Below are 16,470 nucleotides of genomic sequence, written 5' to 3' on the forward strand. Positions count from 1 at the left end.
GGACGTGATCGTCCAGATGAACATAGAGTGCGGTCAGAAGGGCGTCCAAGTCAGTCTTCACACACCGACCATGGGCGCCCTTCGCCGTGCCCGCACCCGGTTCAGCAATTTCCCATCAACGATCTAGTCCTGCTTGCGCGCGATCGCCGCGGCCAGCTGCTCCTTGCTCATCTTCGAGCGGCCCTGGACGTCGAGGCCGGCGGCGCGGTCGTACAGCTCCTTCTTGGTGCTGCCCTCGACGTCCACTCCGCCGAAGCTCTTGCCCTTGCCGCGGCGGGCGTCGGGGTTCTTGGCCCGCGGGTCGGACGGCCCCTTGCGGCCCTTCGGCTCCCAGTGGTCGCCGCGCTTCTCGAACTTGTGCTTGAGCGCCGAGTAGGCGGTGCGGTGCGCCCGCTGGCCCTCGCCGTAGGTCTTGACGGCGGAGTCGTGGGCCTTGGCGAAGGTCTCCTGGGCCTCCCGGGGAGAGCGCTGGAGCGTGCCGGGAAGCTCCTGCTTCCGGGGCTTGCCGCTCTTGTCGGTCATCGGCATGGCTCCTCCTTTCTCCTCTTCACGCCATAACCGGGCAGATCCTTCTCAAACGGCCCCGGGACGTCCCGGGGCCGGGGCGAGACGGCGGTCAGCGGTAGCCGGTGACGTCGGCGGGACGGCCGGCGTCCACGACCTCGGTGATGTAGCGCCACGCGTCGGGGCGGCTGCCGTCGGCGTCGGTGAAGCCGTAGACCCGGGCCAGTCCGCCGCTGGTCAGCGACCGGCCGTTCCAGCGGGCCCGGTCGGGGTCGGCGGCGAGCGCCGCGACGGCGCGGCCTACGAGGGCGGGCGATTCGGCGATGGCGAAGTGCGGGTCCTTGGCGGCGCCGTCCCGCCAGGTCGCCTCGGTGACGCCGAAGTGCTCCAGCATCGCCTCCGAGCGCAGCCATCCCGGCGTGAGCGCGACGGCGGTCGCGCCGTACGGCGCGATCTCCTCGGACTGGGCGAGCGCCATCCGCAGCACGGCGGTCTTGGCGATGTCGTAGAAGTAGCCGCACTCCTTGCGGTACTTCGCGTTGTACTCGGCGGTGCCGTCGGTCACCTCGACGACCAGCCCGCCCGGCTCGCGGATCAGCAGCGGGAGGGCGTGGTGGCTGGTGACGGCGTGGGTGTCGAGGGCCAGCCGGAACATCCGCAGGCCGTCCTCCAGGGACTGCTCCCACATCGGCTTGCCGAACTGGAAGAGGTGGTCCGATCCCCAGATGTCGTTGACCAGGACGTCCAGCCGGCCCCGCTCGGCGTCGATGCGGCGCACGAGCGCGGCGACCTGGGCCGGGTCGAGGTGGTCGACGCGGACGGCGATGCCCTCGCCGCCCGCGTCCGTCACCCGTTCCGCGGTCTCCTCGATGGTCTCGGGCCGGCCCATCTCCGATCGCTCGGACCGGGTCGTGCGCCCCGTCACGTAGACGGTCGCGCCCGCGGCGCCGAGCTCGGTGGCGATGCCCCGGCCCGCGCCGCGCGTCCCGCCCGCGACCAGTGCGGTCTTTCCTGTCAGTGCACGGCTCATGGAGACGATGCTGGCAGGCAAACCTGACATCTCATGTCAGGGTTACGGGCGGGTCGCGCGGATTTTCGGTCAGGTGAAGATGCTGACTCCACCGGGGCCGACGAGGAGTCCGACGACGATGAGGACGATGCCCCACAGGAGGTCGCGCCGGGCGAGGATCACATAGATGCCGGCGATCACCAGGATCACCGCGATGAGCCACAGGATTGTCATCATGGCTTCCGGCGTCCCCCGAGAGAACGCCAAGAAACGGCAATCCGGTTTCGGATGACCGAATTTTCCGTTTTGTACGGGGAAGGGGACGGTGCCCCCTCCCCCGCTGGGATAACGGCGGTCACCCGCGCCCTCGTGCGCGGCGCGCGCGGCCACGGCCCAGTCTTCCGCCGGGCCCGGCCCGGGGCATCGGCCTTCGGACCGGTTCCGCGCACTGGGCCCTCGTGCCTGCGGACTAGGACCGGCTCGGCTCCTGGAACGGTTCAGCCGTCCGAACGGCTCAACCGGAGCACGTTGGCGACGATCCGGTGCCCGGCCCCGCCCGCCGCGGTGAGGATCGACTCCGGGTGGAACTGGACGGCCCAGCGCCGCCGCGGCGCGTCCTCGACGGCCATCACCACGTCCCCCGTCAGCGCCGTCACCTGGAACCCCTTCACCCGGTCCGGCGTCGCGTGCAGCGAGTGGTAGCGGGCGGCGGTGAACTCGTCCGGCAGCCCCTCGAACAGCCCGCCGCCGGTGACCTTCACCTGGCCGGGCTTGCCGTGGGACGGCTCGGGCAGCAGCGCCAGCTCCCCGCCCGCGTGCTCCACCATCGCCTGCAGGCCGAGGCAGACGCCGAAGACCGGCAGCTCCCGCTCGGCCAGGGCGTCCAGCAGCGCGCGGGTGCCGAAGTCCTCCGGGCGGCCGGGGCCGGGCGACAGCACCACCAGGTCGGGGGCGTGCTCGTCCAGCATCCGCAGCGGGAACCCGTGCCGCAGCGTGACCACGGCCGCGCCCTGCTGGCGGAAGTAGTCGGCGAGGGTGTTGACGAACGAGTCCTCGTGGTCGACGAGCAGCACTGTGAGCCCGTCCCCCGGCGGCGCCGCGCGCGGCGCCTCCTCCCGCTCGGCGTCCCCGGCGCCGTCCTCGACCGCGGCGAGCGCGCCGAGCAGCGCGCTGGCCTTGAGGTGGGTCTCGCGCTCCTCCTCGTCGGGGTCGGAGTCGTACAGCAGCGTCGCCCCCGCCCGCACGGTGGCGACGCCGTCGCGGATCTGCGCGGTCCGCAGCGTCAGGCCCGTGTTCATCGAACCGTCGAAGCCGACGCAGCCGACCGCGCCGCCGTACCAGCGGCGCGGCGACTCCTCGTGGTCCTCGATGAACTGCATCGCCCACGCCTTCGGCGCGCCGGTGACGGTGACCGCCCACATGTGGGTGAGGAACGCGTCCAGCGCGTCGAAGCCGGGCCGCAGCCGGCCCTCGATGTGGTCGACGGTGTGGATCAGCCGGGAGTACATCTCGATCTGCCGGCGGCCGAGGACGCGGACGCTGCCGGGCACGCAGATGCGCGACTTGTCGTTGCGGTCGACGTCGGTGCACATGGTCAGCTCGGACTCGTCCTTCGCCGACGCCAGGATCGTGCGGATCTGCTCGGCGTCCTCCAGCGCGTCGCCGCCGCGCTTGATCGTCCCGGCGATCGGGCAGGTCTCGACGCGGTCGCCCGACACCCGGACGAACATCTCCGGCGACGCGCCGACCAGGTACTCGCCGTCGCCCAGGTTGAACAGGAACTCGTACGGGGCCGGGTTCGTCTCGCGCAGCCGCTCGAAGAACGCGGCGGGCGCGTCGCACCGGGCGTACATCGCGTGGCCCGGCGTCACCTCGAACAGGTCGCCGCGGACGAACTTCTCCTTGGCCTCCCGCACCATCCGCGCGTACACGCCGGGCACCGGCTGCGGCGGCAGCTCCGCCGCGCGCGGCCGGACCGGCGTCGGCTCGGTGGCCCGCGCCAGCCCCGCCGTGCCCTCGCCGCCGACCTCGAACTCGTAGGAGATCCGGTGCGAGGTCTCGCGCTTGCGGTCCACGACGACCATCTCGTCGGCCAGGTGCAGGACGAGGTCGCGCTGGTCGTCCGGCCGCTCCAGCCGGGTGCGCAGCGGCTCGAACTGCAGCGACAGGTCGTAGCCGAACGCGCCGTACAGGCCGAGGTGCGGGTCGTCGCAGCCGAACAGGCCGACGACGGCGCGCAGGGCGGTGAAGACGGTCGGCTGGCGGCTGCGCTCCTCCTCGGGGAAGAACTCCGCGCCGGGCGGGACGAAGACCTCGAACAGGTCCGCCGCGTCCGCGCGGACCTCGCCGACGCCGCGGAGCACGGCGGCCACGGCGGGCAGCACGATCCGCCCGCGCTCGTTGAGGGCGCGCACGGCGACCGCCCGCCCGCGCGCGACGATCTCCAGGCAGGGGTCGACGTAGGCCATGTGCCAGCGGCTGTAGCGGCCCGGGTACTCCATGCCGGAGCTGAGCACGCCGCCGCGCCGCTCCCCCACGGCGCGGACGAGGGCGTTCAGCACATCGGACTTGCGCTCGGAGTCGACGGGGACGGCGGTACGGGTCACCCGTACGCCCCCGGCCGTGACGAACTCGCTGGTCAGCGGCTGCTGTGAGACGGTCTCCACCGCGGTGGCCCCTCATGTCGGGCCCTCATCGGGCGGCGCCCACGAAAAAACGACCGCCGATGAGGGCGGTCGCCTGGTCTGAGCATGCAGGAACCGGCGCCGCCTCAGCGGCGCCACCACCACCGGGCGGCTGCGGTTCGCATGCGGCGAGGTTACCATGGACCCCGGTCGCAAGGGCTTGCTTACCTCCAGGAGCGGCGTCATGACCAGGAAGAACACCGAGTTCGAGCTGCGCGGGGTCAACCACCTGGCGCTGGTCTGCAGCGACATGAGGCGGACGGTGGACTTCTACGAGGGCGTGCTCGGCATGCCGCTCATCAAGACGATCGAGCTGCCGATGGGCTGGGGGCAGCACTTCTTCTTCGACTGCGGCGGCGGCAACGCCCTCGCGTTCTTCTGGTTCCCGGACGCGCCCGACCCCGTCCCCGGCGTCTCGGCGCCGAAGAACCTGCCCGACCGGGGCGAGCTGCTGTCGGCGGTCGGGTCGATGAACCACATCGCCTTCGACGTCCCGCCCGAGCGCATCGAGGAGTACCGCGACCGCCTCATCGCCAAGGGGATCGACGTCGGCGTGCTGCTCAACCACGACGACAGCGAGTTCGGCGTCGCGCCGGAGAACCACGAGGGCGTGTTCGTCCGCTCCATCTACTTCAAGGACCCCGACGGGATCCTGGTGGAGTTCGCGGCGTGGACCCGGGAGCTCGGCCTGCCGAGCGACGTCCGGCACGAGCCGAGGACCGCCGCCGACCGGACCGTCTGACCGTCCCCTGACACCGGGTCGGACATGTCCTGACCTGCCCTCCCGCGCACTGGAACGATCCATCCAAGTCGTGCCGTGACCGATATCACACCGTGATCGTCGGATGTGTACTCTCGCCCGGCTGCTCCACCGGGACGGCCCCTCCGCGATCTGGACCGGCCGCTCCCGCGACGCACGACGAGGAGGACTCCCCTTGACTCCCGACACCCCCGAGGAACCGGCCTCGGCGCCCCCGCCACCGGAGGCCCGCTCCGACCGCAGCGCCTGGAACTGGCTGCTGGTCGTCCCGGTCGTGGTCCCGCTGCTGACGTTCCTGTTCAACAGCGACTCCCCGCGGCTCGCCGGCTTCCCCGCCTTCTACTGGATCCAGCTCGCCTTCATCCCGCTCGGCGTGGCCTGCACGGTCGTCGTCTACCGGCTCACCCGGAAGCGGGGCTGACCGATGGCGAGCGACCACATCACCGAGATCGTCGTCTTCACCGTGCTCTTCCTGCTGGTCAGCGGGATGGGCTTCGTCGCCGCCCGGTGGCGGCGCCCGGACACCATGCACAGCCTGGACGAGTGGGGCCTCGGCGGCCGCAGCTTCGGCAGCTGGGTCACCTGGTTCCTGATCGGCGGCGACCTCTACACCGCCTACACCTTCGTCGCCGTCCCCGCCCTGGTGTTCGGCGCGGGCGCCGCGGGCTTCTTCGCGGTCCCGTACACGATCATCGTCTACCCGCTGGTGTTCCTGTTCCTGATCCGGCTCTGGTCGGTGTCGCACGTGCACGGCTTCGTGACGCCGGCCGACTTCGTCCGGGCCCGGTTCGGCTCGCCGACGCTGGCGCTGCTGGTGGCGATCACCGGGATCGTCGCCACGATGCCCTACATCGCGCTGCAGCTCGTCGGCATCGAGGCCGTGCTGAAGGCCATGGGCGTGAACGGCCACTGGCCGCTCGTCATCGCGTTCACGATCCTCGCGGCCTACACCTACCAGTCCGGGCTGCGGGCGCCCGCGCTCATCGCGTTCGTCAAGGACGTGCTGATCTACCTGGTCATCATCGTCGCGGTGCTGTACATCCCGGCGAAGCTCGGCGGCTGGGGCGACATCTTCGACGCGGCGAAGGCCAAGTTCGACGCGACGCCCGCGCCCGGCGACGGCATCACGATCGCCGGCAGCGGCCAGCTGAACTACGCGATGCTCGCGCTCGGGTCGGCGATGGCGCTGTTCCTCTACCCGCACAGCGTGACCGGCGTGCTGGCGAGCCGGAACCGCAACGTGATCAAGCGGAACATGGCGGCGCTGCCCGCCTACAGCTTCGTGCTGGGCCTCATCGCGCTGCTCGGCTACATGGCGATCGCGGCGGACGTGAAGCCGATCAGCACCGACGGCAAGCCGGACGGCAACACCGCCGTCCCGGTGCTGTTCGACCACATGTTCCCCGACTGGTTCGCCGGGGTGGCGTTCGCCGCCGTCGGCATCGGCGCGCTGGTCCCGGCGGCGATCATGTCGATCGCGGCGGCGAACCTGTTCACCCGCAACATCTACAAGGAGTACATCCGGCGGGACGCCACCCCGAAGCAGGAGGCCGCGGTCAGCAAGGTGGTCTCGCTGATCGTCAAGGCCGGCGCGGTGGCCTGCATCCTCGCATTGGACCCGCAGTTCTCCATCGACCTGCAGCTCATCGGCGGCGTGATCATCCTGCAGACGCTGCCGTCGGTCGGGCTCGGGCTGATGACCCGCTGGTTCCACCGCGGCGCGCTGATCGCGGGCTGGGCCGGCGGCATGCTCGCCGGGCTGTGGATGCTGTACCAGATCCCGAACCCGGCGAAGGGCAAGGAGCACTTCGGCGGGTCGGCCTACCCGCTCAGCGACCTCGGCCTCGACACCAAGACGACGATCTACGCCGGCGTGCTGGCGCTCGTCGTCAACGTCGCGGTCGCGGCGATCGGCACGCTGGTGTGCCGGGCGGCGAAGCTGGCGGACGGCGCGGACACGACCCGCGCGCACGACTACTTCGCCGACGAGGGCGACCCGAAGGTCAAGGAGCTCGACCTCACCGGGACCACCTGACCGTCCGTCCCCGCGGCACGCGGCCCGCGGCGGCGCCTCCCGGGCGCCCGCCGCGGGCCGTGCGCGCGCTGCCGAGTGGTTCACCACCCTCGCCTACAGGGGCCCGCATCTTCGACGGGCCCGACGAGGTGCACGTGACGACGACCGCGCGGCGCGCCCGTCAAGTTCTCCGCGCTGGCCGGAGGCGGCCGGACGGCGGGGCCTGCGGCTTCGCCGGTGACCGGATCAGGCGCCGGGGCGCACCAATCTTTTAGGTTACTTTCCTATTCATTGGCGCGCCGACCCGGCTCCTGCCGGTCCCCCCACCGTCCCGTGGAGAACGGTATTCGCAGCATGAACCCGAGAACTCGATACGCGGCCGGGCTGTCGGCCGCCGCGCTCACCGCCGCGCTCGCGGCGGCCGTCACGCCGGGCTCGGCGTCGGCGGCCTGCCATCCGGACGCCCGCGACCTCCTGGTCACCTACCAGCCGGTCGACCACACCGTCGCCGACGCGCAGTACCACCTCGCGCGGCTCACCATCGCCAACGGCGACGACCGCTGCGCGTTGGGCGCGGACGGCTGGGCGATGTACTTCAACGCCGTCCGCCGTCCCGCCGCCGTGCTCGACGGCGCGGCGGGCGACACCGCCCGCGCGCAGCTCGCGAGGCAGGGCCTCGCCGTGGCCCGCGCGGACGCCGCGCGCAGCGGCGACTTCTACACGCTCAAGCCCGCCGCCGGGTTCGCGCCCGTCGCGCCCGGCGAGCGGCGCGCGATCGACATCAACGTCGAGCTGTGGGCGGTGCACAAGTCCGACGGCCCCGCCGGGTGGACGATCCGGTTCGGCGAGGGCCGGCCGACGTGGGTGCCCGCGCGGAACCTGCTCGACCCGGCCGACCCGAAGCAGACCACCGCGTTCTCCGGCGACCACCGGCCGGTCGAGACGGCGGCGACCCGCTACGCGGCGAACACGTCCCCGAAGACGGACCTCACGCTGCGGCAGAGCCTCGTCCCGCAGCCGCTGTCGGCGGCGGAGTCGGGCGGGACGGTCGCGCTCGGCGGCCTCTCGCTCGTCTCGGCGCCGCGGACCCTGCGCGGCGAGGCCGGCTACCTGCGCTCCGCGCTGCGGGACGTCGCGCGGGGACGCGGCGCGCCCGTCTCGCTGAGCGTGGACCCGCGGCTGGACGTCGACCGCGACGGCGCGCCCGACCCCGAGGGCTACACGCTCACCACGACCGGGCAGGGCGTGCGGATCGTCGGCGCCGACCGGGCCGGGGTGCTGTACGGGATCCAGACGCTGCGGCAGCTCGTCCCCGCGGCCGACTACAAGGCGGCGGCGGGCGGCGACCGCCCGGCCTCGGTGGCCGTCCCCCGCGCCCGGATCGCCGACGCGCCGCTGTTCGGCTACCGGGGCCTGCAGCTCGACGTGGGGCGCCACTTCGAGACCAAGCGGACCGTCCAGAAGTTCCTCGACCTGATGAGCTTCACCAAGCTCAACAGGCTGCACCTCGGGCTGACCAACGACGAGGGCTGGCGGCTGGAGATCCCGGGTATGCCCGAGCTGACCGGCTTCGGCTCCAAACGGGAGTTCGACCTCGCGGAGACGGGCGCGCTGCACCAGGGCATGGGGTCGGCCGGCGACCTCGGCCCCGGCGACGGGATCTCCGGCAAGGCGGGCAGCGAGACCGAGGCCAACCTCGGGGTCCGGCCCGCCTACCAGGGCTACGAGCAGAGCACCGCCAACTTCGTCGGAAAGGGCGGCGGCTTCTACTCCGTGCGGGACTTCGAGGACATCCTGCGGTACGCCGCCGAGCGGCACATCGAGGTCGTCCCCGAGCTGAACTTCCCGGCCCACGCCCGCGCCGCCGTCCAGTCGATGGAGCGCCGCTACCGGCGGACGCACGACGACACCTACCGGCTGCTCGACCCGGGCGACACCAGCGAGCACGTCAGCGTCCAGTACTACAACGACAACCTCGCCAACCCGTGCCTCGGCAGCACCTACGCGTTCCTCGACAAGGTCGTGTCCGAGGTGGCGAAGATGTACCGGAGCGCGGGCGTCCCGCTGAACCGGATCAACCTCGGCGGCGACGAGCCGCCCGGCCCGCCCGAGGGCTGGTGGTCCGGATCGCCCGCGTGCGCGAGCAACCCGGCGACCGCCGGCAAGTCCGGTGAGGAGCTCAAGGAGCTGTTCTTCACCCGGTGGAACGGCATCGCGCACAAGTACGCGCCGTACACCGCCGGATGGGAGGACATCACCGACCCGACCCGCTCGTTCCGCCTCAAGGGGTTCAGCCCGCTGCCGTGGCAGAACGTCTGGGGCTGGGGCCGGGAGGACTGGGCGTACCGGTTCGCCAACGAGGGCACCCCGGTCATCCTCGCCCACGCGACCAACCTCTACATGGACCTCGCCTACAACAAGGACCCGGACGAGCCCGGCTACTACTGGGCCGCGTACGTGGACGAGAAGTCCACGTTCACCTACCAGCCGTTCAACGTGTACGCGAACGCCACCGAGGACCGCTGGGGCAACCCCGTCACGCCGAACCCGTCCTGGACGAAGCTGACCCCCGAAGGCCGCAAGAACATCCTCGGCCTGGAAGCGCAGCTGTGGGGCGAGAACGGCAAGCCGCCGGAGATCCGCGAGTACCAGGCGTTCCCCAAGCTCCTCGGCGTCGCCGAGCGGGCCTGGAACCGCGACACCCCCGCCCCGGCCGAGATGGACGCGGCCTGGAACGTCTTCACCAACACCCTCGGCCAGAAGACGTTCCCGCTCCTGTCCTTCTACCAGCCGGTCGGGCTGGACGGCTCGGGCGTGAACTACCGCGTCCCGCCGCCCGGCGCGAAGGTCTCCGGCGGGATGCTCGCGGCGAACGTGCGCGACCCGGGCATGGCCGTCGAGTACTCCACGGACGGCGCGCACTGGCTGCCGTACACCGGCCCCGTGCGGGTCGGCGAGTACGCGCTGGCCCGGACCCGCAGCGCCGACGGCCGCACCAGCCGCGTCTCGCCGGCCGGCGTCCCCGGCTGGCGGAGCGGCGCCTCCTACGAGCCCGGCGCCCTGGTGACCCACCGGGGCGAGCTGTTCCGGGCGACGCGTCCGGGCACCGGCGGGGAGCCCGGACCGCCGCGCGGCGGCTGGACCCTCCTCCGGTAGCCGCGCGGGCCCGCGGCCCGGCCGTCCCCTCAGCGGACGGCCGGGCCGCCGGGCGCGTCCGTGCCTTGGCCACCGGGCGCCACGCCGCCACGAACACCGGGGGCGGCGCCGCGGGCGCCGGACGCGGCGGCGGGCAGCCCGCCGAGGACCAGGTCGACGAGCCCGTCCACGACGGCCTCGCGCGGCACCTCGGCGGCGTGGTCGAGCCACCAGTCGCCGGCGGTCTGCACCATGCCGACGATCGCGTGGCCCCACACGTAGGCGCGGGTGCGGTCCGCCATCTCGCCCTCGGCGATCATCACCTCGGCCAGCTCCCGGCTCACGTCGCGGATCATCGTGCTCATCGCGCTGTGCGTGGCGGTGTCCTCGGCGCTCGCCCGGTGCATCAGGAACCGGTACAGGTTGAGGTTCTTGGAGATCGTGGCCAGGTAGGTGTCGATGGTGGAGCGGGTCCGGTCGCGGACCGGCTCGTCGCGGGAGAACTCGTCGCGGATGCCCTCGATCAGCTTGCGCGTGTGCCGCTCCGCGAGGGCCTGGTAGAGGCCGCTCTTGTCGCCGAAGTGGCGGTAGAGGATCGGCTTGCTGATCCCCGCCTCGGCGGCGATCGCGGCCATGGACGCCTCCGGCCCCTCCCGCTGGATGACCCGGTCGGCGGCCTCCAGCAGGGCGCGGCGGCGGCCGGGATCGCGCCGCGCTCCCGGCTTGCCCGCCGCAGTCGTCATGGAAAGCACGCTATCGGGGGTGTTACCCGGTGACAACACCGGTATCACCGACTGACAACCGCGCCCCCGCCCGGCGGCGTCCGGGCGACGCCGGAACCGCCGCCGGGCGCGGGGCGGGCGCTACCGGACCGGGAGGCCGGTGATGGAGCGGCCGATGACCAGGCGCTGGATCTCCGAGGTGCCCTCGAAGATCGTGAAGATCTTGGAGTCGCGGTGCATGCGCTCGACCGGGTACTCGCGGGTGTAGCCGTTGCCGCCGAGGATCTGGATGGCCTCTTCGGTGACGTAGACCGACATCTCGCTGGCCATCAGCTTGGCCATCGAGCCCTCGGCGTTCGCGAAGTCCTTGCCGGTGCGCGCCATCCAGGCGGCGCGCCACACCATGAGGCGCGCGGCGTCCAGGCGGGTCTTCATGTCGGCGAGCTTGAAGGCGACGGCCTGGAAGTCGCCGATCTTGCGGCCGAACTGCTCGCGCTCCCGCGCGTACTGCAGGGCGTAGTCGTAGGCGGCGCGGCCCACGCCGAGCGCCATCGCGCCGACGGACGGGCGGGTCGTCTCGAACGTCTTCAGCGCGGCCTGGCCCTTGGAGCTCTTGCCCTCGCGGGTGCGGGCGATGCGCTCGTCGAACTTCTCCTTGCCGCCGACGATCAGGTGCGAGGGGACGCGCACGCCGTCCAGGATCACCTCGGCGGTGTGGGAGGCGCGGATGCCGTGCTTCTTGAACTTCTGGCCCTGCTTCAGGCCGGGGGTGTTCGGCGGGATGATGAAGCTGGCCTGGCCGCGGCTGCCGAGCTCGGGGTGCACCGACGCCACGACGACGTGGACGTCGGCGATGCCGCCGTTGGTCGCCCAGGTCTTGGTGCCGTTCAGCACCCACTCGTCCTTGGCCTCGTCGAAGACGGCGCGGGTGCGGATGGAGCCGACGTCGCTGCCGGCGTCGGGCTCGGACGCGCAGAACGCGCCGAGCTTGACGTCGTCGGCGCTGCCGAACATCTGCGGCACCCACTCGGCGGTCTGCTCGGGGGTGCCGACGGCGGCGACGGACGCGGCGGCGAGGCCGGTGCCCACGATCGACAGCGCGATGCCCGCGTCGCCCCAGAACAGCTCCTCGAACGCCACCGGGATGCCGAGGCCGGTCGGCTCCAGCCACTGGGTGGCGAAGAAGTCGAGGGAGTAGATGCCGACCTTGGACGCCTCCTGGATCAGCGGCCAGGGGGTCTCCTCGCGCTCGTCCCACTCCTGCGCCGCGGGGCGGATGACGTCCCTGGCGAACTCGTGCACCCAGTCCCTGACCTCGCGAACGTCCTCGCTGGGCTCCAGCGAGAACGGCGTCTGCTCCGCGCTCGTCATGATTAATTCGACCCTTTCTCCAATATCGCTGTTACCAACGGTAGCACCACCAGGCGTTACCGTGGGTAACACCGTGGCCGGAGTCACAGGCCGGTCACCGGGTGCCCGGGGAGAAGGAGCGCGCGGCGGCGTAGCCGGGCACCTCGGCCATCGGCGGGCGCTCCCCCACGGCGACGTCGGTGGTGCGGGCGTCATGGCCGTCCGCGCCGCGGTGGAAGCGGGTGAGCGCGGTGGAGGGGGCCTCCAGCGGGATCATCCGGCCGTGCCGCTCCAGCCGCGACCAGGCCGTCTGCATGATCTGCCCGGACATCGCGCCGAGCGCCTCGGTGGACTGGTGGGCGTGCACCCGGCGGCCGAGGTCCACCTGCGCGATCGCGTCCAGCCCGGCGTGCTGGTACACGTCCAGCAGCAGGCCGAGCTCCACGCCGTAGCCGGTGACGAACGGCAGCCGCTCCAGCAGCGCGCGCCGGCCCGCGTACTCGCCGCCGAGCGGCTGCATGACGCCGGCGAGCAGCGGCCAGTGCATGTTGATCAGGGGGCGGGCGACCAGCTCGGTGACCCGGCCGCCGCCGCCCTCGACACGCCGCTCGCCGTCCACCAGCGGGCGGTCGTAGCAGCCCTTCACGTAGCCGACGGCCGGATCGGCCAGCAGCGGGCCGAGCAGCCCGGTGACGTAGGACGAGGTGAACTCGCGCAGGTCGGCGTCGATGAAGACCAGCAGGTCGCCGGACGTGGCGTACAGGGACTTCCACAGCGCCTCGCCCTTGCCGGACATGCGGCCGAGACCGGGCAGGACGGCGTCCTGCGCGACCACCTCGGCGCCCGCCGCCGCGGCGACGGCGGCGGTCCGGTCGGTGGAGCGGGAGTCGACCACGACGATCTCGTCCACGAGCGGGATCCGCTCGACCAGGTCGGTGCGGATGGCCGCGACGATCGCGCCGACCGTGGCCTCCTCGTCGCGCGCGGGCAGCACGACGCTGATCCCGGCGTCGCCCTTGGCGTCGAGCAGGAGGCGCGGCGGCCAGTCGGCCGCCGTGCTGGTGCGGCGGGCCAACCACGACGCGACCTCGGGCAGCACGCGCTCTCCCTCCCCTCTGGCCGTCCCGGACGGAACGCCCCCTCACTAACAGGGAACGCCAAATCCTCCCAGATCATTCACCGGTGGGACGGGAGGGAACGAACCGACCCGAAGAGTTGACGCGGGCGCAACACACCCGTCATTCGGCGGCGTGCTTGTCGAGGAACTCGTAGACGTCGGCGTCGTCCACGCCGGGGAACGCGCCGGGCGGCAGGACCGACAGGACGTGCGAGTGCGCGCGCGCCGACGGCCAGGCCATGCCCTCCCAGCGGTCCGACAGCTCCTTCGGGGGCCGCTGGCAGCAGTCGCCGTCCGGGCAGGCCGACTTGACCCGCCGGGTCGTCTCCCGGCCGCGGAACCAGCGGGAGTCCTCGAACCGGACGCCCAGCGTGATCGCGAAGTCGCGCTCGTGGCTCGGGTCTATGTGCGACAGGCACCAGTACGTCCCGTTGGGGGTGTCGGTGTACTGGTAGTAGACGGAGAAGCGGTCCGCGGCGCCGAACACGTGCCTGCCGGCCCATTCGCGGCACATCCGCTGGCCCTCGATCGCGCCGTCCTCGTCCTGTGGGAACGCGAGGCCGTCGTTTGCGTACGCCTTGTAGATGGTGCCGTTCTCGTCGTTCTTGGTGAAGTGCAGCTGCAGCCCGAGGTGGTGGGTCGCGATGTTGGTGAAGCGGTGCGCGGCCATCTCGTAGGAGACGGAGAAGACGTCCGCCAGGTCCTCCACGGACAGCTCCCGCGCCGCCTTGGCCTCCTGGAGGAAGGGCACGACGCTGCGCTCGGGCATCAGGATCGCCGCGCCGAAGTAGTTGGCCTCCACGCGCTGGCGCAGGAAGTCGGCGAAGTCGCGCGGCTGGTCGTGGTCGAGCGCGATGTGCCCGAGGGTCTGCAGCAGGATCGTCCGCGGCGTGTGCATGCCGAGCTGCTCGCGCTCCAGGTAGATCCGCCGGTTGCGCAGGTCGGTGACGGACCGGACGGAGCGCGGCAGGTCCTGCACGTACTGGAGGCTGAAGCCGAAGTGGCCGACCAGCGTCATCAGCAGGCCCTGCGACACGGCGCCGCGCCGGTACCCGACGGCGTCGAGGGTCTGCGCGGCGACCCGCTCGATCTCCGGGAAGTGGTTGCCGCGCTCGTGCATCTGGCGGCGCAGCTCGGCGTTGGCCTTGCGCGCCTCCTCGGGGCTCGCGGTGGGCTTGGTGCGGCTGCGCTTCAGCTCCCCGTACAGCGCGAGGATGTGCTCGATCACCTCGTTCGGCATCCGCTTGCCGACCTTGAGGTGCGACAGCCCGAGCGTCCGGTACAGCGGGTCGCGCTGGGCCTCCTCCAGCTGGATCTCCAGCTGGGCGCGGCGGCTCGGCGGCTGCCGGCGCAGCAGCTCCTCCACCGGGCACTCCAGCGCGGCGGCCAGCGACTGCAGCAGCGACAGCTTCGGCTCGCGGCGCCCGTTCTCCAGCAGCGACAACTGGGACGGGGCGCGGCCGACCCGCTCGCCGAGCTCCGAGAGCGTCAGCCCGCGGCCGCGCCGCAGGTGCCGGAGCCGCTGCCCGAAGGTGACGAGGTCTACGTCGCTCGTCAAGTTGAGGGGTTCTTCTTGTCGCAAGGTCGTCACGGCTTCATCGTACAGGAAATTTCGCACTTCTTTCGTTACTCGCGAGTTCATTAGGGGGTTGCGACCGGGGCATAGTCGTTGCAAGCACCCAGGGGACGACACGGAAGGGCAACATCATGAGCGACAGTCGCCTCAAGGGCGCAGCCGAGGAGCTGCAGCGACAGTGGGAGACCGACGCCCGCTGGAAGGGCGTCGAGCGGACCTACACGGCCGAGGACGTCGTGCGGATCCGCGGTTCGGTCCAGGAGGAGCACACCCTCGCGCGCCTCGGCGCCGAGCGCCTCTGGAAGCTCCTGCACGAGGAGGACTACGTCCACTCCCTCGGCGCGCTGACCGGGCTGCAGGCCGTCCAGCAGGTCAAGGCCGGCCTCAAGGCCATCTACCTGTCCGGCTGGCAGGTCGCGGCGGACGCCAACCTGGCGGGCCAGACCTACCCGGACCAGAGCATCTACCCGGCGAACTCGGTCCCGGCCGTGGTCCGCCGCATCAACAACGCGCTGCTGCGCGCCGACCAGGTGCAGTGGGCCGAGGGCGAGGGCGACACGCACTTCCTCGCCCCGATCGTGGCCGACGCCGAGGCCGGCTTCGGCGGCGTGCTGAACGCCTTCGAGCTGATGAAGGGCATGATCGCCGCGGGCGCCGCGGGCGTGCACTGGGAGGACCAGCTGGCCTCCGAGAAGAAGTGCGGGCACCTCGGCGGCAAGGTCCTCATCCCGACCTCGCAGCACATCAAGACCCTCAACACCGCCCGCCTCGCGGCGGACATCTCCAACGTCCCCTCACTGATCATCGCGCGGACCGACGCCGAGGCCGCGACCCTGATCACGACGGACGTGGACGAGCGCGACCGCGAGTTCACCACCGGCGAGCGCACCGCCGAGGGCTTCTACCGGGTCCGCAACGGCATCGAGCCCTGCATCGCCCGCGCCAAGGCCTACGCGCCGTACTCCGACCTCATCTGGATGGAGACCGGCACCCCGGACCTGGAGCAGGCCCGCAAGTTCGCCGAGGCGGTCAAGGCCGAGTACCCCGACCAGATGCTCGCCTACAACTGCTCGCCGTCCTTCAACTGGAAGGCGCACCTGGACGACGCGACCATCGCCAAGTTCCAGCGCGAGCTCGGCCACATGGGCTTCAAGTTCCAGTTCATCACGCTGGCCGGCTTCCACGCGCTCAACTACGGCATGTTCGACCTGGCCCACGGCTACGCCCGCGAGGGCATGACCGCCTACGTCGACCTGCAGGAGCGCGAGTTCGCGGCGGCCGAGAAGGGCTTCACCGCGGTCAAGCACCAGCGCGAGGCCGGCACCGGCTACTTCGACATGGTCAGCACCGCGATCGCGCCCGACTCCTCCACCACGGCCCTGAAGGGCTCCACGGAAGAGGGCCAGTTCCACTGATCCGCCCGGGCCGGCCGCGCCCCCGGCACGGCCGGCCCGTCCTTCCCGCACCACCCCCTAGATCGTTGATGGGAAATTGCTGAACCGGGTGCGGGCACGGCGAAGGGCGCCCATGGTCGGTGTGTGAAGACTGACTTGGACGCCCTTCTGACCGCACTCTATGTTCATCTGGACGATCACGTCC

The 16,470-nt window shown here is 71.7% G+C and carries 13 protein-coding genes; 5 read left to right on the top strand and 8 right to left on the bottom strand.

The window, feature by feature from the left end; translation table 11 throughout:
• Positions 1-123: 123 nt before the first annotated feature.
• From ETD96_RS24705 to ETD96_RS24715, 4 genes are all read right to left on the bottom strand, one after another.
• The gene (locus tag ETD96_RS24705; RefSeq protein WP_138638865.1) at positions 124-528 is read right to left on the bottom strand and encodes a ChaB family protein; all 405 of its coding nucleotides are present in this window, start codon (positions 526-528) and stop codon (positions 124-126) included.
• Between the two features lie 88 nt (positions 529-616).
• Positions 617-1,534 carry an SDR family oxidoreductase gene (locus ETD96_RS24710; RefSeq protein WP_138638866.1) on the bottom strand — a complete coding sequence of 306 codons (918 nt, stop codon included), beginning with the start codon at positions 1,532-1,534 and terminating at the stop codon, positions 617-619.
• Positions 1,535-1,603: 69 nt separating this feature from the next.
• The gene (locus ETD96_RS45010) at positions 1,604-1,750 is read right to left on the bottom strand and encodes a GPGG-motif small membrane protein (protein ID WP_165959128.1); all 147 of its coding nucleotides are present in this window, start codon (positions 1,748-1,750) and stop codon (positions 1,604-1,606) included.
• A 260-nt stretch (positions 1,751-2,010) separates the two neighbouring features.
• Positions 2,011-4,179: an anthranilate synthase component I gene (locus ETD96_RS24715; RefSeq protein WP_138638867.1), complete on the bottom strand. Its 2,169-nt coding sequence runs from the start codon at positions 4,177-4,179 to the stop codon at positions 2,011-2,013.
• 202 nt (positions 4,180-4,381) lie between these two features.
• Here ETD96_RS24715 and ETD96_RS24720 point away from each other — a divergent pair, with 202 nt between their 5' ends.
• From ETD96_RS24720 to ETD96_RS24735, 4 genes are all read left to right on the top strand, one after another.
• Positions 4,382-4,939, top strand: a complete 558-nt coding sequence (locus ETD96_RS24720) for a VOC family protein (RefSeq protein WP_138638868.1) — start codon at positions 4,382-4,384, stop codon at positions 4,937-4,939.
• A gap of 193 nt (positions 4,940-5,132) precedes the next feature.
• Positions 5,133-5,378, top strand: coding sequence for a DUF3311 domain-containing protein (locus ETD96_RS24725; protein ID WP_240808141.1), 246 nt, complete (start codon positions 5,133-5,135; stop codon positions 5,376-5,378).
• A 3-nt stretch (positions 5,379-5,381) separates the two neighbouring features.
• Positions 5,382-6,992 carry a monocarboxylate uptake permease MctP gene (mctP, locus tag ETD96_RS24730; protein WP_138638870.1) on the top strand — a complete coding sequence of 537 codons (1,611 nt, stop codon included), beginning with the start codon at positions 5,382-5,384 and terminating at the stop codon, positions 6,990-6,992.
• A 333-nt stretch (positions 6,993-7,325) separates the two neighbouring features.
• Positions 7,326-10,127, top strand: a complete 2,802-nt coding sequence (locus tag ETD96_RS24735) for a family 20 glycosylhydrolase (RefSeq protein WP_138638871.1) — start codon at positions 7,326-7,328, stop codon at positions 10,125-10,127.
• Between the two features lie 29 nt (positions 10,128-10,156).
• On the opposite strand, the gene ETD96_RS24740 is transcribed toward ETD96_RS24735, so the two are convergent.
• The 4 genes from ETD96_RS24740 to ETD96_RS24755 all read right to left on the bottom strand — a co-directional run bounded on the left by ETD96_RS24740 (position 10,157) and on the right by ETD96_RS24755 (position 14,853).
• The gene (locus tag ETD96_RS24740) at positions 10,157-10,849 is read right to left on the bottom strand and encodes a TetR family transcriptional regulator (RefSeq protein WP_138638872.1); all 693 of its coding nucleotides are present in this window, start codon (positions 10,847-10,849) and stop codon (positions 10,157-10,159) included.
• A gap of 120 nt (positions 10,850-10,969) precedes the next feature.
• Positions 10,970-12,199: an acyl-CoA dehydrogenase family protein gene (locus tag ETD96_RS24745; protein ID WP_138638873.1), complete on the bottom strand. Its 1,230-nt coding sequence runs from the start codon at positions 12,197-12,199 to the stop codon at positions 10,970-10,972.
• Positions 12,200-12,293: 94 nt separating this feature from the next.
• Complete coding sequence (locus tag ETD96_RS24750) at positions 12,294-13,277, bottom strand: glucosyl-3-phosphoglycerate synthase (RefSeq protein ID WP_138638874.1); 984 nt, start codon at positions 13,275-13,277, stop codon at positions 12,294-12,296.
• A 139-nt stretch (positions 13,278-13,416) separates the two neighbouring features.
• The gene (locus tag ETD96_RS24755) at positions 13,417-14,853 is read right to left on the bottom strand and encodes an XRE family transcriptional regulator (RefSeq protein WP_138638875.1); all 1,437 of its coding nucleotides are present in this window, start codon (positions 14,851-14,853) and stop codon (positions 13,417-13,419) included.
• A gap of 149 nt (positions 14,854-15,002) precedes the next feature.
• On the opposite strand from ETD96_RS24755, the gene aceA reads away from it, so the two are divergent.
• Positions 15,003-16,286 carry an isocitrate lyase gene (gene aceA / locus ETD96_RS24760; RefSeq protein ID WP_138638876.1) on the top strand — a complete coding sequence of 428 codons (1,284 nt, stop codon included), beginning with the start codon at positions 15,003-15,005 and terminating at the stop codon, positions 16,284-16,286.
• Positions 16,287-16,470 lie beyond the last annotated feature (184 nt).

Source organism: Actinomadura geliboluensis, from assembly GCF_005889745.1.
GTDB classification, from domain to species: domain Bacteria; phylum Actinomycetota; class Actinomycetes; order Streptosporangiales; family Streptosporangiaceae; genus Spirillospora; species Spirillospora geliboluensis.